Below are 25574 nucleotides of genomic sequence, written 5' to 3'. Positions count from 1 at the left end.
AACCGCTTCACACGCCTTCCTCCGCCAGTTGCGCGAGCTGTTCGGCCTGGTGTTCATGCGCCAGCGCGTCGAGCAGTTCGGTCAGGTCGCCGTCCATGATGGCGTCGATCTTGTACAGCGTCAGGTTGATGCGGTGGTCGGTGATGCGGCCCTGCGGAAAATTGTAGGTACGGATGCGCTCCGAGCGGTCACCGCTGCCAACCAGGCTCTTGCGGGTCGAGGCGATCTGGCTGTCGCGCGCACGCACCTGCGCGTCGCGGATGCGCGCTGCCAGCACGGCCATCGCCTGCGCCTTGTTGCGGTGCTGGCTGCGGTCGTCCTGACATTCGACGACGATGCCGGTCGGCACGTGGGTGATGCGGACCGCCGAATCGGTCTTGTTGATGTGCTGACCGCCGGCACCCGACGCGCGGAAGGTATCGATGCGCAGGTCGGCCGGGTTGATGTCGACCTCGGCCACTTCATCCACCTCGGCCATCACGGCAACCGTGCACGCGGAGGTGTGGATGCGGCCCTGCGTTTCGGTGACCGGCACGCGCTGCACACGGTGGCCGCCGGATTCGAACTTGAGCCGCGAATAGACGCCCTCGCCGGCCACGCGCGCGATGATTTCGCGGTAGCCGCCCAGGTCCGATTCGCTCGCGGATACGATCTCGACCTTCCAGCGGCAGCGTTCGGCGTGGCGCGAATACATCCGGAACAGGTCGGCTGCAAACAGCGCCGATTCGTCGCCGCCGGTGCCGGCGCGGATTTCAAGGAACACGTTGCGACCGTCGTCCGGATCTTTCGGCAACAGGGCGCGCTGCAGATCGGCCTCGAGCCGTGCCATGTCGCTGGCCGACTGGTCGATTTCCGCCTGGGCCAGTTCCTTCATGTCGGGATCGGTCAGCATCGCGCGCGCGCCGTCGGCGTCGTCGCGCGCCTTGCACCACGCCTGATACAGCGCGATCACCGGCGTCAGCTCCGCGTGTTCGCAGGTGAAGCGGCGGTAGCGGTCGATGTCTGACGTCACGTCAGGATCGGACAGCGCGGCATCGAGGTCGGCCAGACGTTGCGACAGGTGTTCGAGCTTGTCGGCGATGCGCGGTTTCATGCGGGACGTTCGGAAAAGGATGGAGACGCCGGGTATAGCCGGGGCAAGACGGGCGGGCGGCCGCCGCCGCTAACCTTCGCGGTCGTGCAGCGGATACAGGCGCTGCACCAGGTCCTCGATCTGGCCGCGCGCTTCCGAAGGGGCTTCGTTGAGCAGACGGGTCGGGCCATGCATCAGCTTGTTCGTGAGGTTGCGCGACAGCGTGTCGAGCACGCGGTCAGGCGCCTCACCGCGGGTCAGGGCGCGCAGTGCGCGCTCCAGCTCCAGCATGCGCATGTCTTCGGCGTGACCGCGCAGCGCGCGGATGGCCGGCACCGCTTCGCGTGCCTGTACCCACTGCAGGAAGTTGGCAACCCGCGCATCGATGATGCCCTGCGCCTCGACCACGGCCGCCTGCCGCGATTCCAGACCTGAATCGACGATCTGCGCCAGATCATCGACCGTGTAGAGGAACACGTCGTTGAGCTTGCCGACCTCGCCTTCGATATCGCGCGGCACCGCCAGGTCGACCATGACGATGGGGCGGTACCGGCGCGCCTTCAGCGCACGTTCCACCAGACCAAGCCCGATGATGGGCAGCGGACTGGCCGTACAGGACAGCACGACGTCGAATTCGGACAGCCGTTCGCCGATCTCGTCGAGCTTCACCGCCTCCACCTTCAGGTCAGCCCGGGTGAAGCGCTGCGCCAGTGCCTGCGCGCGCTCGATCGTGCGGTTGGCGATCACCATGCTGCGCGGCGTACAGCCGGCGAAGTGGGCGGCACACAGTTCCATCATTTCGCCGGCGCCGATGCACAGCACGCGCTGCGACGACAGGCTGCCGAAAATGCGTTCCGACAGATGCACGGCGGCGGCGGCCATCGATACGATGTTGGCGCCGATCGCGGTCGTCGAGCGCACTTCCTTGGCCACTGCAAAGCTGCGCTGGAACAGCTTGTGCAGCAGCGCACCCAGCGTGCCGGCGTCTTCGGCGACGCGCACCGCCTGCTTCATCTGGCCGAGAATCTGCGGCTCGCCGAGCACCATGGAGTCGAGACCGCTCGCCACGCGAAAGGCGTGGCGCACCGCCTGGGGTTGCTCCAGCCTGTATACATAGGGCGCGATGTCGGATGGCGCGATGCGGTGGTATTCCGCCATCCAGTCGAGCGCACAGTCCGGATCGTTGGTCGCGCAGTACAGTTCGGTGCGATTGCAGGTCGACAGGATGGCGGCTTCCTGCACCGGACGGCCACGGGTCAGCTCACCCAGTGCGTCCGGCAGCGCTTCCGGCAGAAAGGTCATGCGTTCGCGCACCGCAAGGGGAGCGGTGTGGTGATTCAGACCAAACGCAAACAGGGACATGTACGGGGAACGACGCCTGCGTGAACGCCGACGGGTCGGGACGACACCATCAGGCGCGCAGATTATAACAGTGGCCGTCGCCGCACCAGACCGGCCGCAGCTCAGCGTTGCGCGGCAATCATGGCAGCGAGGTGCGACGCCGGGATGGCGTAGGTGATTCCGCTCGGTTGCGCCAGCACGCTTTCCTTGCCGGCCTTGACCAGCACCATGTTGATGATGCCGATCACCTCGCCGGTGTCCGGGTCGAATACCGGGCTGCCGCTATTGCCCGGGTAGGCCGTGGCATCGAGCTGGAACACCGGAAAGCTGCCGCGCGCAAGCCGGTTGCGGTTGGGCGCGTTGAGCTGGCTTACGTTGTCGACCGGAATCACGATGGGGGTGATGGCCGACACGATGCCGCGATGGGTGACCGGGGTGAAGCCCAGCACGCTGCCGATGGGGAAACCGGTGAACGCGATCGACTGGCCTTCGCCCACCCGGGACGAATCGCCCAACGCAAGCGCCGGCAACGGCGCGCCCTGGATCAGCAGCAGCGCGAGGTCATGTTCGGGGCTGGAGGCCACGATGCGCGCTTCGCGTATCTGCGGTTTGCCATCGACCTGCGCCAGCACCGACAGGATTTCGAACTTTTCGTCGTCGAGCTTCACGCTCGCCACATGCGCATTGGTCGCGATCAGCGTGCCGTTGCCGACGGCAAAACCTGTGCCTTTCAACTCGAAGGCAGGCGCACGCGAGCGCATCAGCGTACCGACGACGACGATGGACGGCTTGATGCGGACAATGGCGTCGGGCAGTGCAGCACGCACCAGCAGCGGCGCCGACAGCAGCGCCGCGCAGGCGAGACGACGCCCGGCGTCAGCCACGGCGCGACACGATCTTCGGCAACACCGGCGACGGCGTGGTGACGCGATGATCGTAGGGATGGTCCGGCTTGTTGAACAGGCTGCGGATGCGCTTCACGTATTCGCGGGTTTCGCGGTACGGCGGCACGCCCTTGTAGCGGTCGACCGCGCCCTCGCCCGCGTTGTAGCCGGCGGTGGCCAGTTCGACATCACCTTCGAAGTAGGCCAGCAGCCAGCGCAGATAGGCCAGCCCGCCGCGGATGTTCTGCACCGGATCGTAGGCATCGCGCACATTGAAGCGCTGCGCCGTTTCCGGGATGAGCTGCATCAGGCCCTGGGCGTTCTTCGGCGATTTCGCCTTCGGGTTGAAATTCGACTCGGTGCCGATGACCGCCAGCACCAGATGCGGATCGATGTCGAAAGTCGGCGCCAGTTCGCGCACGATTTCGATCACCTTGCGCCGGTCCGGCGTGGTGCCGAAGGCGGCTTCGAGATCGGGGGCGATGCCGGCCACCGCAACCGGCTCGGGCTCCGGCGGGTCGCGCATGCAGTCCGGCAGCTCGCGCGTCGGCTCACCGGTGAAACGCAGCATGCGCTGCGCGTGCTCGTGGCCCTGCCGCGCGGCCAGGTCGAAGAAGGTGGCGGCCAGCGCATCGTCGCGCTCGACCCCGCGACCATTGGCGTACATCCAGGCCAGGTTGAACTGCGCTTCGGCTTCGCCAAGCTTGGACGCCTGACAGTACAGCGCCGCCGCACGCGCCGGGTCACGACTGACGCCCTCTCCGTGTTCGAACAGGCGTGCTTCGGCGAGCAACGAGCGGGCGACCGCCTCCGGTTCGAGTGCGAACGCAGGCGCCGCGGCGCACAACGCGATGGCAAACCGAACACTGCGACGCAGCCAGGCGCTCATGATCAGGCCGCCGCAACCGGTGCAAAGCGCGCGATGTACCAGTCCATCGCCTCGGCCAGACCGCGACTGACATCGTGACTCGGTACGTAACCCAGCAGCGTCTGCGCGCGGCCGATGTCGGCCAGCGAATGACGCACGTCGCCGGCGCGGAAGTCCTGGTGCTGCGCCTGCGCCTTTGCGATGTCGGGAAAGCGAACGACGAGTTCGGCGCGCATGGCGTCGAACAGCTGGTTCAGCGTCGTCTGGCGGTGCGCCGCCACGTTGTAGACGGTGTTCACGGCGTCGGCGCGCGTCGTCAGCGCGGCGAGCAGATTGGCCTGCACCGTGTTGTCGATGTAGCAGAAATCACGACTGGTTTCGCCGTCGCCGTTGATGCGCACGGTGTCACCCAGCAGCAGCGCGCGCGCCCATTTCGGAATCACCGCCGCGTAGGCGCCTTCCGGATCCTGGCGCGCACCGAACACGTTGAAGTAGCGCAGACCGACGCACTGCAGTCCGTAGCAGCGACCGAACACATCGGCATACAGTTCGTTGACGTATTTGGTGACGGCGTACGGCGACAGCGGCCGGCCGATGACGTCTTCCACCTTCGGCAGCGTCGGCGAATCGCCATAGGTGGAACTGGACGCCGCATAGACGAAGCGCGACACGCCGGCATCGCGCGCCGCCACCAGCATGTTCAGGAAGCCATTGACATTCGAATCGTGCGTCGCCAGCGGATCGGCCAGCGATCGCGGCACCGAGCCGAGCGCGGCCTGATGCAGCACCACATCGACGCCGGCACAGACCGGCGCACAGGTGGCCAGATCACGGATGTCGCCGCGCACGAACTCGAGCCGGGCACGTTGCGCAGCCGTTACGCCGGCCAGCACCTCGTCGAGGTTGCGCTGGTGACCGGTCGAGAAGTTGTCGAGCGCCACCACCTGCTGATCCGCCTGCAACAGCACTTCGACCAGATGGGAGCCGATGAAGCCGGCGGCACCGGTCACCAGCCAGCGGCGCGGTTGCGCCGACAGCGCTGCGACGACGCCTTGGGGGAGTGCGGACAACTGCGTCACGCCGGACTCACAGACGCCATACCGCGACGCCCTGCGCACGCAGCGCCTCGGCATCGAACTGGCACTTGATGTCGGCGACGACGCCACCCGGCTTCAGCTTGGACACGAAATCGCTCAGCGGGCGGGCAGAAAATTCCTTGTGCGACACGGCGGCCACGATGGCTTCGACCTTCGGCAGCTCGTCCCACGCCTTCAGCGTCACGCCGTATTCGTGCTCGGCTTCCTTCGTTTCGGCAACCGGGTCATGCACCAGCACTTCGATACCGTAGGTTTCGAGCTCGCGGATCACGTCGATCACGCGCGAATTGCGCAGATCGGGACAGTTCTCCTTGAAGGTGAGGCCGAGTACCAGCGCCCTGGCGCCCTTGACCGACGCGCCGCTGCGGATGAGCTGTTTGACCGTCTGCTCGGCAACATACTTGCCCATGCCGTCGTTGATGCGCCGGCCGGCCAGGATGACCTGCGGGTGGTAGCCCAGCATGTCGGCCTTGTGCGTCAGGTAGTACGGATCGACGCCGATGCAGTGACCGCCGACCAGACCCGGACGGAAGGGCAGGAAATTCCACTTGGTGCCGGCGGCACGCAGCACTTCTTCGGTATCGATGCCCATCTTGCCGAAAATGATGGCCAGCTCGTTCACGAAGGCGATGTTGAGGTCGCGCTGCGTGTTTTCGATCACCTTGGCGGCTTCGGCCACCTTGATGCTGGACGCTTCATACACGCCGGCGGTGATGACGCTCTTGTACAGATCCGACACCTTGCGCAGCGTTTCCGGGCTGTCGCCCGACACCACCTTGACGATCTTGGTGACCGTGCGTTCCTTGTCGCCCGGGTTGATGCGCTCGGGCGAATAGCCGACGTTGAAATCCTGCGGCCACTTGAAGCCGGAAAACTTCTCGATGACCGGAATGCACATTTCCTCCGTCGCCCCCGGATAGACGGTCGATTCGAACACCACGGTAGCGCCGCGCTTCATGTGGCGACCGCAGGTTTCGGAAGCCCCCACCAGCGGCGAGAAGTCAGGCTGGTGTGCATCATCGACCGGCGTCGGGACGGCGACGATGATGAAATCCGCATCCTTCAGCGCCGCCCCGTCGGTACTCACCGTCAGCTGCGTCGCAGCCCGCAGGTCCTCCGGGCTGACCTCGCCGGTCGGATCATAGAATTCCCGGTAGGCCGCAATCTTGGCGGCCGACATGTCCACGCCGATGGTCGGCATCTTCTTCCCGAACTCGACCGCCAGCGGCAGCCCCACATAGCCCAGGCCAATCACGGCAACTGTCGTCATCGCACTATTCCCCAATTCAAGATCAAAGATTCTTCATCAGTTCGGACACTTCCGCCGATCGCGTAAACTTGTCACCCAGTGCCACCAGGGGTTCGAGTTCCTTGCGTGCTTCCGATTTCCTGCCTGCCTTGACCAGCCGCTGTGCGAGATTCAGTCGCAGATCGTGTGCGGCCGGAGCGGCGGCGACGGCCTGCTTCAGCATCGTCAGGCCGCGTTCGGTATCACCGCTGTCGAACAGGATGGTGCCGTAGGTGTCGAGCACGGCCGGATTGTCGGGCGACGCCGCATAGGCCCGCTCGGCGTAGTCCATCGCCTTGCTGTCATTGCGCTGCGCAGCCAGCCAGGCCAGATTGTTCAGGACGATGGGATCGTTCGGCACGCGCTTGAGCAGCGCTTCATAACGCTGGCTGGCCTCGTCATAGTGCTTCTGGGACAGCGCGTACTCCGCAAGGTAGGCGGGCACGGCGTTGTCTTCCGGTTTGTCCTTCATCCAGCCATCCACGACAGCCTTCGCCTCCGCAGCGCCATTGCTCGAACGACTGAGCGCGCCGTGCAGCCTTACGACGTTGCGTGCGTTGCGCTCACGCGCAAGCGCCTCGCGATAGGGCTTCACTGCCGCGTCAGTTTTGCCCGACCTGGCGAGCACTTCACCTTCCATCGCATACCCCAATGCCAGATCGGGATTCTGGCGCTGAATGTCCCGCGTGACCTTCAATGCATCATCAAGCGCGCCACGATCGAGGTGGATTGACATCAGCATGTTCTGCGCATCCAGCGACCTGGGCTCCAGTGTCAGCGCCTTGCGTACATTCTGAAGCGCTTCGGATTCGCGCTTTGCGACCATCTGTGTAGCGGCCAGACGCAGCAGCGGCTGCGCGCTCGACGGCGAACGCGCGACCAGCTTTTCCTGCGTCAGAATCGCTGCGTCGGTCTCTCCGGCGAGCGCCTGGGTCGATGCAAGCAATTCAAGCACTTGCGTGTCGTCCGGCAAGGCCAGCGCGGCGTCGTTTGCAGCCGCCAGCGCTTTCTTCTTTTCTCCCATGACAGACAGCAACTGGACGAGCGCTATGCGCGGCGCCACCAGCTTGGCGTTTGCCTTCACCGCCTGATCAAGCAACTGCACGGCTTCTGGCGCGCCTTCCTTGGTGCGTGCTTTCAAGCCGGCCAGCGCGAGCAGCGCATCCGGATGCTGTGGCGTCTTCGCCAATATGCTGCGGAAGCGGGACTCGGCAGCGGCCGCGTCCTTGTCCAGCAAATCCATCCGGGCAAGGTTGGATGCTGCCGGGAAGAATGACGGTTCTATTTCAAGCGCCTTTTGGAAGCTCTCGCGGGCCTTGGCGGAGTCCTTCTTCAACAGGTAGGCCGTCCCCCTCAGATTCGGCGTCATGGGGTCGCCCGGCTTCTTCTTTTCCAGTGCGTCGATTGCGACGAGTGCCTTGTCCGCGTCGCGATTGCGCAGATGTGCCACGATCAGAAGGACATCGGGGCGCGTGTCATCCGCCTCCAGGCGTACTGCATTCTCCAGCGCGGCGATGCCGCCCGTGCGATCGCCTGCCGCCAGGCGGCTCAGGCCCAGTCTGGACTGGGTCGCCGAGTCATCCGGCTTGAGGCGGGCAGATGCCGAGAAGGCCTTTTCGGCTCTTTCGGTATCCCCTGCCATCAGAAATACCTGTCCGGCCAGCGCCTGTACTTCGGCGTTTTCGGGGAGCTTCTGCAACAGCGGGTCCAGGGTCTGCTGCGCCTTCGCGATACGCCCCGTCTGCAGATACGACCCGATCAATATCTTGCGGATGAACAGCGAGTCGCCACCCGCGGCCAACACCTTTTCGCCGAACTGTTCGGCCTGAGCGTACGACTTCAGCTCGAATTCGGTCAGGGCCGCCATGCCGAGTGCCGGAACATAGTCCGGCGCAATTGCCAGCAGCTTGCTCAGCGTTTGCCGTGCCTCGGGGAACTTGCGTTCCTTGACCAGCAGAAAGCCTTCCAGATACAACGCTTCAGGCGCTTTGGGAACCGCCTTCTTCAATTCTGCGAGCTCGGCCCGGGCTTCGGCGAACTTGTCCTGGTTGGCGAGTGCGTGCACGACGATGTAGCGCGCACGAACATTGTCCGGCTTGATTTCATAGACTTTTCGATAGGACGCCAGCGCCTCGTCGGACTGCCCCTTTGCGGTCTTCAACTCGGCGTCGAGGAACCAGGCATTTTCGTCGGCCCTGTCGGCAGCAATCACGTTGTCGAGCAATCGACGCGCACCATCGACGTCCCTGGTGACCGCAGCCAGCCTCGCCTTGCCGAGACTGGCGTAGAGATGCTGACTGTCGATGGCGATCGCCTGATCGAAAGTCGCCGCCGCCGCTTCATTGTTCCGGGTTGCCATATACGCATAGCCGAGCGCCGCCTTCAGATCGGCTTCGGACTGCGGCGTGGGCATTTTCGTCGACGCGAAATTCGAAATGACATCGACGAAGCTTCCGCTTTCCACCATGGCACGCGCCAGCAGGGGAACGACCTCTCCCTCGTCATGGTTCAATTCGCGCGCTCGCTGCAGCTCCTTGATCGCTGACGGCATGTCACCCTGCTTGAAATGGACGCGTCCGAGTTCGTAGCGTGCGGCGGCGTTGCCGGCATCCTGCTGCAAGGCGTTCTTGAGCTGAATGGACGCCGTCTGATAATCGTTGCGCGAGATGGCAGCGCGCGCTTCGGTGACAAGTTCTGCAGGCGGCAGGTTCTTGTCGCATGCCGCAAGCAGCGCCACGCAACACAAGGCCGCCGCCAGGCGGCTCATCGGGACGCGTTCACGCGGTAGAAATCGATTCAAGACAGATACTCCTAGCGCTTTCAGCGCAAACCGAAACGGTTCATCAGGTCATAGAGGGTCGGACGGCTGACTCCGAGCACTTCGGCCGCCTTGACCATGTTTCCATCCACCCGCGCCAGCACGCTGACGACAGCGCGTCGCTCGGCTTCTTCGCGGATCTGCCGCAGATTGAAAAAAGCGTCCTCCTGATCGGCCGGCTTGAGCCCGAGATCGGCCGCCGTGATCTGGCTACCATCGGCCATGATGGTCGCCCGCTTGATGCAATTTTCGAGTTCGCGCACATTGCCGGGCCACTTGTGTGCCTCGATCGCGGCAACGGCCTCGCGTGACAGCGTCAGTGCGCTGCGCCCCTGCTCGCCGGAAAACCGTTTCGCGAAGGAATGTGCAAGCAGCGCGGCATCGCCCTCGCGTGCGCGCAGCGGCGGAATCGTGACGACGATTTCCGCCAGGCGGTAATACAGATCCTCACGGAACCGCGCTTCACCGATCAGTGCCTGCAGATCCTGGTGCGTGGCGCAGACCACGCGCACGTCGATCGGAATCTCGTCGCGACCGCCGAGACGTTCGATGACGCGTTCCTGCAGGAAGCGCAGCAGCTTCGCCTGGAGCGCACCCGGCAGGTCGCCGATTTCGTCGAGGAACAGCGTGCCCTTGTTGGCGACCTCGATCTTGCCGGGCGTCTGCTTGGTGGCGCCGGTAAAGGCACCCTTCTCGTAGCCGAACAGTTCGCTTTCGAGCAGGTTGTCCGGTATGGCCGCGCAGTTGATCGCCACGAAGCGCTCGTTCGCCCGATCCGAGCGGTCGTGCAACGTCTTCGCCAGGACCTCCTTGCCGGTCCCGCTTTCGCCGAGCAGCAGCACCGTGGCGCGCGTGGCCGATACCTTTTCGATCGTCCGCAACACGCGAAGCATGTCCGCGTCACGCGTGATGAATCGCCCTTCGACACCCAGATGCTGGTTGGCCAGCCGGATGTTTTCCGACTGCAGATCGTGCAGTCGGAATGCCCGTTCGATCAGCAGCGCGAGCATGTCAGGCTCGAACGGCTTGGCGTAGAAATCGTAGGCGCCCATGCCGATCGCCCGCAGCGCGTTGGCGCGGTCGTTCTGGCCGGTCAGCACGATGACCTTGGACTGCGGCGCAAGCGCCATGATTTCGCCGAGCAGTGCCATGCCTTCGGTCACGTCGTCGGGCGCCGGCGGCAACCCGAGGTCCATCGTGATCACGGAAGGTTCGTGGCGCCTGATCTGAGCCAGCGCCGATTCGCGGTCGCTGGCCAGTACGACTTCGTAGTCATCGAAACTCCAGCGCATCTGCTTCTGCAGCGCCGGATCGTCTTCGACGATCAACAGTGTCCGCCCCTTGTCTGCCATGTCACTCCCGGTCAAGCAACGGCTGCTTCAGCCGCCTGCAGAGGAAAAACGAGCCGGAACAGACTGCCCCGACCCGGTTCGCTGGTCACTTCTATCCGCCCGCCCAGATCGTGGACGTAGCGAAAACTTTCATATGCGCCGATCCCCATTCCGTTCGCCTTGGTCGACTGGAAGGGCTTGAACAAGCGCTCGCGCATGAACTCTTCGGTCATGCCGCAACCGGAGTCTTCGACCTCGATCACGACACCGGCTTCGATGCGGCGCGCACGGATACTGACTTTACCGTTTTGCGGCGTGGCATCCAGTGCATTCTGCACAAGATGCCCCACAACCCGCTCTATACGATCTTCATGGGCGCGCACCATCAGGCCGCTTTCCGCATCGAGTTCGAGTTCGCAGCCGCTGCGCGCACGGGCCCGATGCAGTCGCTCGAGCAACGGCGTCAGTTCGACCGGTGAGGCCTGCTCGATCGGCTGGGTGCCGGAGCGCAGCTGGAGCAGCATGCCGTTCATGCGCCCGACGGCGTGTTCGATGGTTTCCATCATGTCCTGCTGGAATTCGGGGTTGTCGTGGTGCTTTTTCGCATTGCGCAGCAGCAGCGACAGCTGGGCGATGAGATTTTTCAGGTCGTGCACGACGAACGCGCTCATCTTGGAAAAGGCTTCGAACTTCTTCGCCTCGATCAGCGCCTCCATCGCCTGGGTCTGATTGAGCACACCGGCCACCTGGCGCCCGGCTGTCTTCAACAGATCGCGCACCTCCCAGTTCAGATCCAGCAGCGCACGCGGACGGCACAGCACGACGAAGCCAAGGGGCATGTCCTCGCTGCCGAGCGGGCAGATGAGCCAGACGTCCGGCGTCTGCGCCACCCACTCAGGGAGCCTCAGACTGCCGTACACCCCGGGGCGCGAACGGTGCTCTTCCACATTGATCACCCACATCTTGCCCAGCAGCAACTTGATCAGCGGGCTGTCGGCCGGCTCGCGCGCATCGATCATGGGCACGTTCAGCCGCGCCGCGGGTGCGTAATGACCCGCTTCGCTGCGCAACCACAGCATGCCGCCCGGACTTTCGACCAGATCGGCCATGACGCGGATCGAGGCCTGACGGAGTGCGTCGACGCTGGACGCGCTGTACAGGGTGTCGGCCAGCTTCAGCCACTCGGCCCGGTAGTCGTAGCGCAGGCTGAAGAAGTGCTTGTTGATGAAAACACGCAGCCATGCCCGCACGCTGCCGGAGGCGATCGACGCAAGGAATCCGAGCGCGCCGGCCGCCAGCACAACCGTCTGCAAGGCCTGGCCCCACTCGCCCCCGAAGTAGCGCACGTAATAACCTGCCAGCGCGATGATGAGCAACGCGCCACCCGATATGACCAGTGCCGAGGTATGGAATACCGCGTCACGCGACACGTTCAGCCGGATCGACCACTCGCTGACGCGGGCCGAAGACACGGCGAACAGCGGTATCGCGAGCGCATGCACCAGACCGCGGGATGCCCACAGCGTCGAGTCCTGCTGCCTGAACATCAGCGATTCGGAGAAGAAATAGAGATCGAAGGTGATCGAGAACGCGAGGCCCAGCGTCATCGGCTTGATGCCCCAGCGCCACTGCACAGGGGTATTGCGGTAGAACTGCTCGATCATCACCGCGCCGAGCAGACTCAGTCCGAGTCCGCACGCCATCAGCCACATCACCGATGCCACACCGGTTGGCACCAGCCAGGACAGCACGACATAGCCCGCGCCGCAGGGCAACGCGGAAATCAGTACGAAACGGAGAAGCCAGGACGGCCGCTTGAGCAGTGTGGGCAACGGCCGGCGGCCTTCGGGATCGATGACGCACGCCGCGAGGAACAGCAGGAAAAGCAGTGTATGCAGCGCATCAGCCGCATAGACCAGCGTACGCAATACGGCGTAGCCCTTGAGCACGCTGGCCGCCGCAAGTGCGCACCACACGGCGCCCGACAACATGCAGACGGACAAAAGCCGGGCACGCGGCGACTGACGCGCGCCCATGATCAGCTGCAGCCCGAACAAGGCGAAACCGACCGCTGCCACGCCATAGGCGTACAGCGCAAACGTTACGGGGAAGGATTCCATCGACGGGCCGGTAGCGTGAGGGGTAACCGCTGCATTGTGCCCGCCGGCCGAGGGATCGTCACCGCAGGCGCGTCACCGAAGGCGCCCTGCCGCGCGCCTGGCGACGTGTCGCGTCGATTCAGCGCGCGCCGTCGCCGGTGAGCACGACACGTACCGTCTGCAGCAACACCAGCATGTCGAGGAACAGGGTGTGGTTCTTGACGTAGTACAGGTCGTACTGCAGCTTCTGCACCGCGTCATCCACCGAAGCACCGTAGGCGTAGCGCACCTGGGCCCAGCCGGTGATGCCCGGCTTGACCGAGTGACGCGCGGCGTAGAACGGGATCTGGTCGGTCAGCTGATCGACGAAGTAAGGACGTTCCGGACGCGGCCCGACAAAGCTCATGTCGCCGTGCAGCACGTTGAAGATCTGCGGCAGTTCGTCGATGCGCGTCTTGCGGATGAAGTGGCCGACGCGGGTGACCCGGTCATCGCTGTTGCTTGCCCAGCGCGGCTTGCCGTCCGCTTCCGCATCCAGACGCATGCTGCGGAACTTCAGCACCTTGAACGTACGGCCACCCTGGCCAACACGCTCCTGACGGTAGATGACAGGGAAACCGGATTCCAGCGCGATGGCGATGGCAGCCAGCAACATCACCGGCGCCGTCACGATCAACAGCACCGACGCCGCGAGCACGTCGAACAGCCGCTTCACGACGGTGCGGCCGATCCCCTGGCGGAAGCCGTCGCCGTAGATCAGCCAGCTGGCGCGCAGCGAATCGAGGCGCACCTGACCGCGCATCCGCTCGAAAAAGCTCGACAGGTCATTGACCGTCACGCCGGCCAGTTTGCAGTCCAGCAATTCACGCAGCGGCAGCACACCGCCCCGACGTTCGCGCACTGCAACCACGATTTCATTTGCACGGTGATCGCGCGCCAGCTGCATCACGCAACTGCCTTCCGGCATCACCATGGCACTCGGTACTTCCACTGAAGTGTCTGCCCCGACCGACACGAAGCCGACGATGGTGTGCGTCGCACTGGCCGACGTCGAAACACTGGCCCACACGGAAGCGGCCTCAGAGCCCGTGCCGACGACCAGAATGCGGCGGGTAAACATGCCGGCACCGTCGGCCTGCACGAAAGACGCCGCGCGCAGCAGCAGGATCCCGCCAAAGCCGAGACACAGCGAAACATCGAGCGCCGGCATTGCCATGCTGCCCTGCGGCAACAGCCGGAACACCATGTAAGCCACCGGGAGGCCCAACAGGAAGGCAAACAGCACGCGCCCGACAAGTTCCGAAAGATTGCGCGGCTGCTCACGCTGATACAGGCCGAGCGTGCTCATCAGCACGGTCATCACGGCAGCGAAGACCGCTGCCGGAACCAGCGCCGGCAACAGCGATTCGAGGCTGCCCGGTGCGCTGATCCACGCCGCACCGAAGCCGGCAATCAACAGGACCAACGCTTCGGCAACAAGTCTCATGAGCGTTACGGACGGAACATAGTGACTGAACAACCTGACCACGGTAGACCCCTTTTCGAGCTGCTCATCTTGATTCGCGTCGTGTCATGCAACGGGTTGCCGGAAGCGACGTCTTGAGCGGTGGAGCGCGAACGATATGTGCGGCGAGGCCTTTCGAGCGTGAATATCATCACGAGACGCAGCCGCACCAAGGGGATGTGATAACTGAAGCACGTTGCGAAGCCGTTTCAGGGCGCCACAACGCGCTTCAGGACACAAAAATCCACATAAACAGGGGGTGTTCTACCACTCTGTAGCGGCGACTGGATGCCTTCAGACGAGCAGTTCGGCAGGTTCCGGATGGGCGAGGAAGGCAGCAGGACTGGCGCTGTAGCCGTAGGCACCCGACTGAAATACAGCGATCAGGTCGCCAGGGCCGGCCTCGGCCAGATCGACCTTGTCCCCCAGCACATCAAGCGGCGTGCACAGCGGGCCGACCACATTGACCTTCTCGTTCGCAACGCCATCAATCCGGTTTGCCACGGCTAGCGGAAAGTTGCGGCGGATCACCTGGCCGAAATTTCCCGATGCCGCCAGGTGGTGATGCATACCGCCGTCGACCACGATAAAGATCTGTCCGCGCGAAACCTTGCGATCGAGCACCCTGCATATATATAACCCGGCCTCACCCACCAGGTAGCGACCAAGTTCGAGCACAAGATCCGCACCGGGCAGCTTCATGCGGGCGTCTGCCACCAAACCGGCCAGTGCAGCGCACACGGGTTCAAGTTTCAGCGGTTGCTCACCCGGGAAATAGGGAATTCCAAAGCCGCCCCCGATGTTCAGTGTTCCTGGACATGATGGTGCGTCCGAAGCAAGTCTGAGCATCAGTTCGAAGCTTCGTCGCTGCATGTCGATCAGCGCGTCGGCGTTCAGATTCTGGGATCCGGCGTATATGTGGAAGCCCTCGAACGCAAGACCAAGCGACCCGATGCGCCGAAGCAATCGGGGCACGTCCTCCGCATCGACACCGAAAGGCTTGGCCCCTCCCCCCATCCGCATACCCGAAGAACGTATTTCGAAATCCGGGTTGATGCGTACGGCGACACGCGCTGGCCAGCCGAATTCTTCCGACAGGCTGGCCAGCAGTTCAACTTCGCGACCGGACTCCACATTCAGCAGGACACCGGCCGCCAGTGCCTGTCGCAATTCGTCCGCAGTCTTCCCCGGGCCGGCAAAACTGATGTGCGACGGCGCCATGCCGGCGTCCAGTGCAATTCTCAATTCACCGCCGGATGCCACATCAAGCCCATCGACCCGCGGCGCCATGAAACCGACGAGTGCCGGCATCGGATTGGCTTTCATGGCGTAATGCAGTTGCACGCCGGCCGGCAGCAGCCGACGCAGCAAGCCCACGCGGGCGTCGATCAGGCTGCGGTCGTACGCGTAAAAAGGAGTGTGTCCGGCCATCGCGGCCACTCGGGAAACCTTCTGGCCGTTGATCAACAGTTCGCCGTCAGCGCGCGAAAATGCATTGGCAGGGGCGTACGGCACAGCATGGGTGGCGTTCACGATCAAGGTTTCATTCCGGCGGAAAAATTCAAGCGACGACAGGCGTCGGCTTCGATGGCGGTCCGATCCAGCTTGCCGTTCGGGTTGCGAGGCAGCGCATCGTCGAACACGATGAAATGGGCCGGCACCTGATATACGGGCAGCTGCGCGCGACACTGCGCGCGCAGCGCGTCGATGTCCGGCGCACCGGTACAGTGCACGGCGACGGCGATCACCTGCCCGAGACCGGCATCTTCGACGCCGAAAGCGACGCATTCAGCCACGCAACCGGTCAGCAGCAGCGATTCTTCTATCTCTGTCGGACTTACGCGGTATCCGGACGTCTTGATCATGTCATCGCGACGGCCCACGAAGTAGAGATAGCCTTCCTCGTCCATACGGACCGAATCTCCGGAGAACACCACGATCTCATCGCGCAGCAGGCCGGGGGGATTCACCTCCGCGGCTGCGGGCAAGGGACGGAAGCGTTCGGCCGTTTGCGCGGCATCGTTCCAGTAGCCCTGCGCCACCAGCGAACCCCGCTGTACAAGCTCCCCGACTTCCCCGGGCGCACACTGGCGACCGTCCTCCCGCAGCACGAGTACTTCAGCATTCGGAATGGCACGCCCGATGGAATCGGGCCGCAGATCCACCTGCTCGGGCGGCAGGTAGGTCGCACGGAAGGCTTCGGTCAAACCGTACATCAGGAAGGGCCTGGCGGAAGGCGCGCGTGCGCGCAGCGCGTCCAGCGTGACACGCGGCATGCGCCCGCCGGTACTTGCGAAGTAGCGCAGGTGCGAATCGATGGATTCCGGCCACGGCAACTGAACGATCTGCATATATAGAGGCGGCACGGCGGTCAGTCCGGTCACCCGCTCGGCAGCCATCGCCTTTACGACGTCGCGGGCCATCAGGTAATTGATCAGCACCACCCGGGCACCGCTCAGGAATCCGGTGGTCAGTTGCGAAAACCCTGCATCGAAGGACAGCGGCAGCGCCGCCAGAATCGTATCGCCTGCGTGGTTGCCGAGATAGCCCGCCACACTGCACGCGCCCGAAACCATGTTCCGGTGCGACAGCACCACGCCTTTCGGCTGTCCCGTACTTCCGGATGTATACAGGATGGCCGCCATATCGCTGTCGATCACGCGGTGCATCGCACGCGCCGGCGCATCCATGAAGGAGGCCCATGGCAGGGCACCTGGCGCATCGCCATCGACCAGCACGGTATGCGCCAACGCGGGACATTCGGGCGGAAGAGTGCCGAGCGCGGCAAGCCGGAACGTCGACGTGATGAGCACACGAGCACCGCTGTCGCGCAGGATGTGACCAATCTGCGCCGCCTTGAGTAGCGGATTGATCGGCACGAACACGGCGCCGCAGGCTGCGGCGCCAAAACTGGCCACCACGGCTTCGAAACGCTTTTCGAGGAAGATGCACACCCGGTCGCCGCGACACACGCCCAGTGCCAGCAGGCCATGCGCACACGCCTCAACCTGCTGCGCCAGCATGGCGTAGGAAAAATCGATGCCATTGGCGCGCAGCGCGCAAGCGTTGCCATCGCGTGCGGCTGCATGTTCGACCAGATGGTTCAGCAGGCTTGGAACGGGCATCGAGGGCAATCGGCAGGACGCAAACAAGGCAAAACCTATACTATCGTGCGCCCGGAGCGACGCCCCGGAGTGACAAATTCAAACCACACGCCCTCGAGACGGCGGAATACAGGGAGAGCAGAGTGGATACGCGGCATACCTTGCGCGAACTGCTTCGGCAAGTGCTGGATCTCGGTGCGCGCGCCGACACAATGGCTGACGACACGCCGCTGCTGGGCGCCATTCCCGAACTCGATTCGATGGCCGTCATCGCAGTGATCACGGCGCTCGAAGAGCAGTTCGGTGTGACACTGGACGACGCCGATATCGACGGCAGCACCTTCGCGACCTTCGGTTCGCTGCATCAGTTCGTCACCGAACATCTTGCTGACTGAAGCCGCCGGCAGGACGCGTCACACCGCGGCGACCAACGCCGCGAACGCGGCAGCCATGGTCAACGCGGCAAGTAGCCCGAAAATCTTGCGCCTGCGTCCTGGACGATCAAGTCGGTGAAGCAGCGCCAACAGCCGTGTCCGCAGACGCGGATCAATCAGGTCACCGCCCCGAACATAGTGTTGCGCCAGTTCGGCCACCGTCAGAAACCGCAAGCCGGGCTGCGCGTGCAATGCCGCCGACACCAGATCGCCGATGGCACGAACGCTTTCGGTGCGCTGCGCCGACGCGCCGACGAAGTTCGATCGATGGGTTTCCAGCAACAGTGGCCGTCGCTGTGCCCACTTCGCGGCCAGGCCCGCCAGCCCGCGCTCGGTCCGATGCCCCCGCACCGGTTCGAAGTAGTCATTGCGCACGATGGCGAGCAGACCGGATGCGCAGCGCTGACCGTTGCGATAGTAGACACCTGTATCCACCGGCAGGCCGTCTGTGCCGCGCGTCTCGTAGCGCTCGCCCGGCGTCACCAGCACGGCCAGGCCCTGCTCCGCCCAAGCACGCTCGACGCATGCGTTCCAGACGAAGGTGGGCGGCACCACCACTTCGGGAAGGGCACCAAAACACTGCCTGAACATCGCAACCTCGTCCGCGACGCGGGCGCGGATGTCGCCTTCGTCCAACGCCTTTGAAGGCAGCACGGAAGCATCGGTCCAGCGGCTCTGCAGGGGTGACGGCAGCTGTTCGGTTTCCACGAAGGGCGCGCCGGCCAACCAGACGCGCACCTGCGGATCCATTTGAACCGCGCGCGTCAGCACCGCCGGGTGGTAATGCTCCATGCCGTGCAGCTGCAGATCGAACACCCCGGCACGCACACCCTGGGCCATCGCGGCACAGACCGGCTCAAGCCGCGCATCCTCCAGCGTGACCCGCGCTGCGCCCAGCGCTTCTTCCGGCGTTCCCGCCGCCCCCGGACCCGCCAGGATCACGCCGAGCGTCATCACCGGATGTCGTCCGGTCAGATCACGATGCCGCGCCAGCTCCACCGCGATGTCGCGCAGCGCGTCGGCCTGCTCGAGCGGCCCGTAGCCCCAGTCGTCGCCTTCGAACACCAAGACGGGATGGCGCAGGCAGGGCTCAGCCCAGGCGGGGGCGATTTCGCGCCGCAAGAAGTAGATCGCCACCGCCCAAAAGAAAACCACAGCCAACAACCCGTACATGATGCGCAATCCTCCGGGCGCAGACTTTCTCACAGATCGAATGTGCGGAATGCGCCGAGCGGGTGCGTTCGTGATTCAGGGCACTACCCGGAGCAGGCCCGTCGCCCTAAGCTTCGGGTTGCAGCAATCGGAATCCCCCTCGCAGCCGATCAGCCGCCCGATCCTGCCGCACGGCGCGGCCGGATACTGCGCAATCGCAACGAACGACCTCACCGTCCGCCCATGTCAGACACCCCGAAGCGCGGTCAGATACTTATCGGCTTGCTGGCGTACGCCACTCTGATTGCCTACGGCAGTCTGTATCCGTTCTCCGGCTGGACGACCCACGAAGACACCTTTGCATTTCTGTCCACGTGGAACATCGGCGCGCTTTCACTTCCCGACCTGGTCGTCAATTCGCTGATCTACCTTCCATTGGGCGCAGGTATCCGGCTTGCAACCGCACGCTGGCCGCTCGTCGTTTCCGTCCTGGTCGCAACGCTGATCGGCGGAGCGCTGAGCCTGAGCGTCGAGGCGTTCCAATCCCATCTGCCGCAGCGCGTACCGTCGTTGTCGGACTTCATTCTCAACACCGGTGGAGCGCTCGCCGGCGCAGTGCTCGTCGGGCTGCTGAACCCGCGGGGTCAGCTCTACGCGACAGCGCATGCATGGCGCGTGCGCCGTTTCGAGCCGGGGCACGAAGCCAACCTGGTGCTCGCCGCACTATTCGGCTGGTCACTTTCCCAGCTTTCACCCTTCGTGCCATCGCTCGACGTCGGTTCGATCCGGTCCGGGCTTGCGCCCCTGGCATCCGTGTTGACGGACCCGTCGCGCTTCTCTTGTTCGCGTGCGCTGACCACCGCGCTGGAAATACTGGCGCTTGCGCTGCTCGTGCGCGATGTGCGCAAACACCCGGTACCGGTAGGTCGCACGCTGCGCCGGACCATCTTCGGCGTGCTTGCGCTCAAGGTGGTCATCGTCAGCCGGCAGCTGTCCGCCGAGGCGCTGGCGGGCGCCGCCATCGGCTTGTTGATCGCCCTCGCCTCACCCCGGGCGCTCAAGCCGCATCGCCCGGCAATCAGTCTGCTGGCCATCCTGATGTCGCTGATCATCAGCGAGCTGGCGCCCGAAAACGGCGCGCTGCGAGTGCTGAACTACGTACCGTTCGCGGCACATATGGAAAACCCGATGCTCGGCCTGAGCGTCATCGCCGATACCGTGTGGCCCTACCTGCTGATCGTCGCGGTGCTCTGCCGGCTCGCGCCTGCGTCGCACGCCTGGTCGGCGACCGTCGTGGCGCTGTGCGGGATTTTTGCCTTTGCGCTGGAATGGATGCAGCAGTACGTCCCGGGCCGCACGCCGGATATCACCACGGCGGTCATTGCCCTGATCACCGCCGTGGGTGCCGTCCGCTACCTGGGCGGCGGCGCAAAGCCTTCATCTGCGCCACGTTCCAGGCTTTTGGAAGCAAAACGCGCCTCATATCTTGGCGCAAACCTTGCCGTGATCGTGTTCGCCTCGGGACTGACCACGGCGTGGTCGCTCGGCCGCAGCCCCGACGAGATGGTCATGACGTCCCAGTCGAAACCCATGCTGCCCGCAGCCGAAACCTTGCGGGAACCGGATCTGCCCGGCTTTCGCACAGGCCATCCACGCCTGCCGCATCCCGATGCCCGCGACATCGCCCGCCTGCGGGCAGAAAACCCGGATTACATCCGGGAGGTTCTGAAGCGGGCCGGCGGCGGGCGCGGAAATCTGAATGACGCAATCCTCGCGGAAGCCCTTTCACCCGGCAGTCAGGATGTACGCGCCATCGTCGAACACGTGCTCCGGCTCCAGCCCACCTGGCGCGGCCACGAACAGACCAAGCCCATCGCCCTGGCCTATGACTGGCTTCACCACCGCATTCCCCCCGATCTGATGCCCAGACTCCGGGACAAGGTGATCGAAGCCTGCAACTACCAGATCAACGTCATCCGCGTCGAGCGGATGTCGCCCTATAACGTCTTCCTCTACAACTCGCCGCTGCAGGCCCTGATGGCCTGCACACTGTCGATCTACCGGGACGACCCGCGAGCGGCGCCCGTCATGGCCTTCACCCACGATTACTGGATCAACCGCGTGCTGCCGGTATGGCGTCAGGTGGGCGGGAAGAACGGCGGGTGGCACGAAGGCGGTGAATATGTGGGTATCGGCATCGGCCAGGCCATCTATCAGTTGCCCGCCATGTGGCGTTCTGCAACGGGCGAGGACTACATCGCCAGGGAGCCCGCCATCCGCGGCTTTCTCGACTTCGTCGTCTATCGGCAGCGGCCGGACAAGGCCGCATTCAGTTGGGGAGACATCGCCTTTGTCGATCGCAAGCCACCGGATGCCGTGGCGTTGGCAGTCGAATTGCGTCACTCCGCGGCCTATTCCGTCTGGGCAGGGCGCAGCGGCCCCCCGAGGCCGACCTCATGGCCCTGGGGCCCCTTGACCGACAACCTTCTGTTCGATGCGACCGCAGACCGCGCCCTCCCACTGAGCCACCATTTCGACGGGCTCGGCGTACTCGTGGCACGCAGCAGCTGGGAGCCGGATGCGACCTACGTGAGCTTCAAGGCAGGCGACAACTACTGGTCACACTCACATCTGGATCAAGGCGCGTTCATGATCTACAAGGCGGCCGATCTCGCGCTGGACAGTGGTTGCTACTGCGAGTACGGCAGCGATCACCACTTGAACTATACGTACCAGACCATCGCCCACAACACCCTCACCGTCACCGACCCCTCCGACACGGCGCCCATGCCTGCTCGCAACGACAAGCCGCCACGCGCCATCGCGAACGACGGGGGTCAGCGGCGCATCGGCTCCGGCTGGGGCGGCGACGCAGCGCCCCTCGACAGGGGGGAGTGGGAAAGCAAGCGTGAGGCCTATCACACCGGCCGCATCAGCCAATTGTTCGAGCAGGACGGCCTGACCGTTGCCGTTGCCGACATCACACCGGCCTATACGAACCCTTCATCCGGAAAGGGACGATTCGCCGAACGTACCCGACGTGTCGAACGGGCCTGGCGCGTCTTCGCTTATGACCGGTACAGCGACACCGTCGTCGTGTTCGACGACGTGGTTGCGACCCGGGCGGATTTCGTCAAGCGCTGGCTGTTGCACAGCCAGACCCGGCCCGTCGTGTCCGGACAGAAATTCACGATCGAACGCGCAACCCCCGCAGGCCCGAGCCGCCTGCTCGGTACCGTTCTTCACCCCGCCGCACCAGTGCTCTTGCCGATCGGCGGCCCCGGGTTCGAATTCTTCGTCGATGACCGCAATCACGACAACAGCGGCAAGGTGCTGCTCGACATCGCCAGACGCAAACCGGGCACGCTCGAAGCCGGAAACTGGCGCATCGAACTGAGCCCGTCACAAGCGAGTACAGGCGACCAGTTTCTGGTGGTGCTGCAGCCGACGCTGGGAGATCAGGTGCCGGCAACGGTGACGCCGGTGAAAAACGGAATTGGCGCCGAAATAAGAACTTCCGAACGTACGCTGCGCTTCACCTTCGAACCGGGACGCATCGGAACGACGATTGAGATTTCCGCTGACGGGAAGACCACCCGGCAGGAGGTTTTTGGCAGCAGCACCCCTGTTGAATCAACGGGATGGATTGCCGAAGTGCTCCGTAGAGTCAGAAGTTTTCACTGAGCGCGGCGGCGAATGCGCTCGATTGTGATCCAGTGCTGAGCGTCCCGTGGCCAAGGTCGAAGACACTCGCGAAGCGGGCACAACGCATACCGCGAAATCAAACCGATCCGGCGTGATCCCGAGTTTCTGGCGGATGACGCGACACGCAGACCTTGCACGCTCGTATTCACAAAACGACTGAACGATGAATGGCATCAGAAGAACGTGGCTTCCGTTCGCGCTTGGAGCGACCCCCTGGATCACTCTGGCACTCCTCCTTGTCTTTGAGTTGGTACTCCACAGCGATGCATGGGTGCTGCGCTATCGATCTGTGTTTGCCGTCGGGCGCGCCAGCGACAAAGTCGATTTCCTGGCAAGGCAACGACCAGAGGTGCTCTTCGTCGGGAACAGCCGTGCCGACAATGGTCTGTCGCCCGAAGCATTCACCGCCGGCGCCGGACTGATCAAGCCCGCGGGAGTTTTCAATCTTGGCGTGCCCGGCGCCAACACGCTGGTACTGAAGGGCGTCGTGGAGCGCCTGCTCGATGAAGGAATGGCTGCACCTGCACATGTCTTCATCACGCTCGACGAAACACTGTTTCAGCATGAAGACTCGCTTGGCTACTACGGATTCCTTGCCTCGCGCAGCGACATGCTCGAGCACGGCTTCTACGGCGCCTTGTTCGGTTCATGGCTTCGCACCTGGTACTACAGCGGCAATCTGCGCCAACTTCGCGAGCCGGAAAAGTTGCTGCGTTTCGTGAGTGCAACGTTCTCGAACATCGACCCCATCGGTGGCAGTGCAGAGCAGAGCCGCGGTTATCGCAGGGGCATCAGCGGGGGCTTCCAGACCCGCGCACAGCTCATTGCCCAGGAGGCAGGCACCCGTGCGCCGCCTGACCCCCGAATGGCGAACGCCCTCGGCGCTCTCGTAGAACGACTGGTCAGTTCGGGTAGCCGTGTCTATCTTGTTGCCGTGCCGATGTTCGAGCGTGCGTCGTCCTTCGGGCCGGCTGCTGCGCCCAGTGAATATTCGAAGGTTCTGTCACTGCTGGAAGCCCGCGGCGCACGCTGGCTCGAAGTACCCCTCGCCAAACGCCTGGGGCCCGAGCATTTCGCCGACCCCGGACATTTGAACGACGGCGGGGCAGTGCTGTTCAGTTCGGCACTTGGAGGTGCCTGGCAGAAGTTGGCTGACAAGCGATGATCTTCAGCCAGCCCATCTTCTTCGTCTTCCTCGCTGCCCTGCTATGCGTCTACAGCCTGTGTCGCACGCACACCGAGCGTGCCGTGACACTGCTCGTCGGCAGCCTCATCTTCTACGCCTCATGGAAGCCTGCCTACCTCATCCTGCTGGTCTTGTCGGTCAGTCTGAATTATCTGTTCTACAGCGCGCTGGCACGCACGCGCAGCAAGCGGCTGCTGGTGACCGCGCTGGTGCTCAACCTCGCCTTGCTCGGGTCGATCAAATATCTCGGCATGCTGATCGACAGCGTCATTGCCTTAGCCGCTTTTACCGGTCATACAGACACCGGGCTGGACAGCAGCTGGACGCATTGGGCACTGCCGCTGGGCATCAGCTTCTATACCTTCCACATGCTGTCGGTGATGATCGACGTGTATCGGGGCGAGTGGAACACGCGCATTTCCTTCCGTGCCTGGTGGCTTTACATCAGCTTCTTCCCGCATATGGTCGCCGGCCCCATCCTGCGCGCATCGGAACTGGTGGAGCAGCTGGAGCGTCTGGAGCCGCTACAAGCGCGCGATCTCAAGCTCGGTGCCCTCATTTTCATGGGCGGGCTGATCAAGAAAGTCCTGTTCGCCGACAACTTCGCCGGCCTCGCCGATGAACTGTGGACAAACCCGGAACGGCTCGACACCGCTACCGCATGGCTGGCGGTCACTGCGTTTGCGCTGCAGATCTATTTCGACTTCTCGGGCTATAGCGAAATGGCGATCGGCCTGGCACGTGGTTTCGGGGTGACGCTGCCGCGAAACTTCCTGTATCCGTACATCAGTCGCAACCCACAGGAGTTCTGGCAACGCTGGCACATCACGCTGTCGCGATGGTTGCGTGATTATCTGTACGTGTCGCTCGGCGGAAACAGGTCGGGTCAGGCACGCACGATCGTGAATCTGATGATCACCATGGTGCTCGGTGGCCTGTGGCATGGCGCGGCATGGAACTTCGTGATCTGGGGTTTCCTGCACGGTAGCTGGCTCGCCGCACATCGCCTTGCCAGGCCATGGCTTCCCAAGCCGCAGTCATCATTCGCAAGAACCGCTTACGCTTTCGCCAGTTGGGCGGTCAGCCTGACCATCGTATGGGTGACCTGGGTATTCTTTCGCGCGGCGGGGACCGACCTGGCTTTAACGATGTGTGCGCGAATGTTCGGATTATCCGCAAGCGATGGCTCGCCCCCGGAGGTGCGCACCTATGTATGGGCACTGACCGCACTCACAGGGCTTCTGGTGCTGCTCGAGCCAAGACTGGTCTCATTCGCCGATGCGAAGCTGAATCAATGGGCTCAAGTGCCGGCACTCGTTCGCAGCAGCCTTTACGCCACCATCATTCTTGCGGTGATTATCTTCGGCGGCAGCACTCAACGGTTCATCTATTTCGACTTCTGATAAATCCGCCGGTGCGACCTCACCCATCCCGATGTGGGAGCGGGCTGCCGAAAGGTGCGATGCGCTGGCGCCTTGTGCTACGCGACTCCAGAGTCACCCCGGCTCACCCGGACAGTGCTGGAAGGCAGACCCGATCTGCTACTGGACGACCGCGCACCTGAAGCGCCAGAAGCACACTTCAGCCGCCGAGCGAAATGAGAAGGCGCGCTCCGTATGGACTCAACCGTTTCACGCGAGCGACTAGGCGGCTCCCAACGTGACGCGCTAGGCGGACCTCCAAGTGGGCAC

The 25574-nt window shown here is 63.8% G+C and carries 17 protein-coding genes; 4 read left to right on the top strand and 13 right to left on the bottom strand.

Annotation, left to right across the window (positions count from 1 at the left end; genetic code table 11):
* Positions 1 to 7: 7 nt before the first annotated feature.
* The 12 genes from prfA to Q8Q80_RS08475 all read right to left on the bottom strand — a co-directional run bounded on the left by prfA (position 8) and on the right by Q8Q80_RS08475 (position 17427).
* On the bottom strand, positions 8 to 1093 hold the full coding sequence (gene prfA, locus Q8Q80_RS08530) for a peptide chain release factor 1 (RefSeq protein WP_305632507.1): 1086 nt from the start codon (positions 1091 to 1093) through the stop codon (positions 8 to 10).
* Positions 1094 to 1162: 69 nt separating this feature from the next.
* Entirely contained in the window at positions 1163 to 2434 is a 1272-nt protein-coding gene (gene hemA, locus Q8Q80_RS08525) for a glutamyl-tRNA reductase (protein ID WP_305632506.1), read from the bottom strand.
* A gap of 101 nt (positions 2435 to 2535) precedes the next feature.
* Positions 2536 to 3297, bottom strand: a complete 762-nt coding sequence (locus Q8Q80_RS08520) for a serine protease (protein WP_305632505.1) — start codon at positions 3295 to 3297, stop codon at positions 2536 to 2538.
* The gene (locus Q8Q80_RS08515) at positions 3290 to 4186 is read right to left on the bottom strand and encodes a lytic transglycosylase domain-containing protein (RefSeq protein ID WP_305632504.1); all 897 of its coding nucleotides are present in this window, start codon (positions 4184 to 4186) and stop codon (positions 3290 to 3292) included. Before Q8Q80_RS08515 ends, Q8Q80_RS08520 begins: the two co-directional genes overlap by 8 nt.
* A gap of 2 nt (positions 4187 to 4188) precedes the next feature.
* Positions 4189 to 5244: an SDR family oxidoreductase gene (locus Q8Q80_RS08510; RefSeq protein ID WP_305632503.1), complete on the bottom strand. Its 1056-nt coding sequence runs from the start codon at positions 5242 to 5244 to the stop codon at positions 4189 to 4191.
* Positions 5245 to 5251: 7 nt separating this feature from the next.
* Positions 5252 to 6532: a nucleotide sugar dehydrogenase gene (locus Q8Q80_RS08505; RefSeq protein WP_305632502.1), complete on the bottom strand. Its 1281-nt coding sequence runs from the start codon at positions 6530 to 6532 to the stop codon at positions 5252 to 5254.
* A gap of 22 nt (positions 6533 to 6554) precedes the next feature.
* Positions 6555 to 9317 (bottom strand): XrtA/PEP-CTERM system TPR-repeat protein PrsT, encoded by a 2763-nt coding sequence (gene prsT, locus Q8Q80_RS08500; RefSeq protein WP_305632501.1) that lies wholly within the window; start codon positions 9315 to 9317, stop codon positions 6555 to 6557.
* Positions 9318 to 9370: 53 nt separating this feature from the next.
* Positions 9371 to 10720, bottom strand: coding sequence for a PEP-CTERM-box response regulator transcription factor (prsR, locus tag Q8Q80_RS08495; protein WP_305632500.1), 1350 nt, complete (start codon positions 10718 to 10720; stop codon positions 9371 to 9373).
* An 11-nt stretch (positions 10721 to 10731) separates the two neighbouring features.
* Complete coding sequence (gene prsK / locus Q8Q80_RS08490; RefSeq protein ID WP_305632499.1) at positions 10732 to 12819, bottom strand: XrtA/PEP-CTERM system histidine kinase PrsK; 2088 nt, start codon at positions 12817 to 12819, stop codon at positions 10732 to 10734.
* 118 nt (positions 12820 to 12937) lie between these two features.
* Positions 12938 to 14284 carry a TIGR03013 family XrtA/PEP-CTERM system glycosyltransferase gene (locus Q8Q80_RS08485; protein ID WP_305632498.1) on the bottom strand — a complete coding sequence of 449 codons (1347 nt, stop codon included), beginning with the start codon at positions 14282 to 14284 and terminating at the stop codon, positions 12938 to 12940.
* 312 nt (positions 14285 to 14596) lie between these two features.
* Complete coding sequence (locus Q8Q80_RS08480; RefSeq protein ID WP_305632497.1) at positions 14597 to 15835, bottom strand: pyridoxal-dependent decarboxylase, exosortase A system-associated; 1239 nt, start codon at positions 15833 to 15835, stop codon at positions 14597 to 14599.
* 2 nt (positions 15836 to 15837) lie between these two features.
* The gene (locus tag Q8Q80_RS08475) at positions 15838 to 17427 is read right to left on the bottom strand and encodes an acyl-CoA ligase (AMP-forming), exosortase A system-associated (protein ID WP_305632496.1); all 1590 of its coding nucleotides are present in this window, start codon (positions 17425 to 17427) and stop codon (positions 15838 to 15840) included.
* A gap of 122 nt (positions 17428 to 17549) precedes the next feature.
* Between Q8Q80_RS08475 and Q8Q80_RS08470 the strand changes: the two genes are divergently transcribed.
* Positions 17550 to 17801, top strand: a complete 252-nt coding sequence (locus Q8Q80_RS08470) for an acyl carrier protein (RefSeq protein WP_305632495.1) — start codon at positions 17550 to 17552, stop codon at positions 17799 to 17801.
* A gap of 18 nt (positions 17802 to 17819) precedes the next feature.
* Here Q8Q80_RS08470 and Q8Q80_RS08465 read toward each other — a convergent pair whose 3' ends face one another.
* Positions 17820 to 19013 (bottom strand): hypothetical protein, encoded by a 1194-nt coding sequence (locus Q8Q80_RS08465; protein WP_305632494.1) that lies wholly within the window; start codon positions 19011 to 19013, stop codon positions 17820 to 17822.
* Between the two features lie 222 nt (positions 19014 to 19235).
* On the opposite strand from Q8Q80_RS08465, the gene Q8Q80_RS08460 reads away from it, so the two are divergent.
* From Q8Q80_RS08460 to Q8Q80_RS08450, 3 genes are all read left to right on the top strand, one after another.
* Positions 19236 to 22676, top strand: a complete 3441-nt coding sequence (locus Q8Q80_RS08460; protein WP_305632493.1) for a VanZ family protein — start codon at positions 19236 to 19238, stop codon at positions 22674 to 22676.
* A gap of 184 nt (positions 22677 to 22860) precedes the next feature.
* Complete coding sequence (locus Q8Q80_RS08455; protein ID WP_305632492.1) at positions 22861 to 23862, top strand: hypothetical protein; 1002 nt, start codon at positions 22861 to 22863, stop codon at positions 23860 to 23862.
* Positions 23859 to 25286, top strand: coding sequence for an MBOAT family protein (locus Q8Q80_RS08450; RefSeq protein ID WP_305632491.1), 1428 nt, complete (start codon positions 23859 to 23861; stop codon positions 25284 to 25286). Before Q8Q80_RS08455 ends, Q8Q80_RS08450 begins: the two co-directional genes overlap by 4 nt.
* The last annotated feature ends 288 nt before the right edge of the window (positions 25287 to 25574 follow it).

The organism is Methyloversatilis sp. (assembly GCF_030698125.1).
Classification (GTDB): Bacteria; Pseudomonadota; Gammaproteobacteria; order Burkholderiales; family Rhodocyclaceae; genus Methyloversatilis.
Note: the sequence above shows the minus strand (reverse complement) of the source record. Positions and strands in the feature narration are given on the sequence as shown.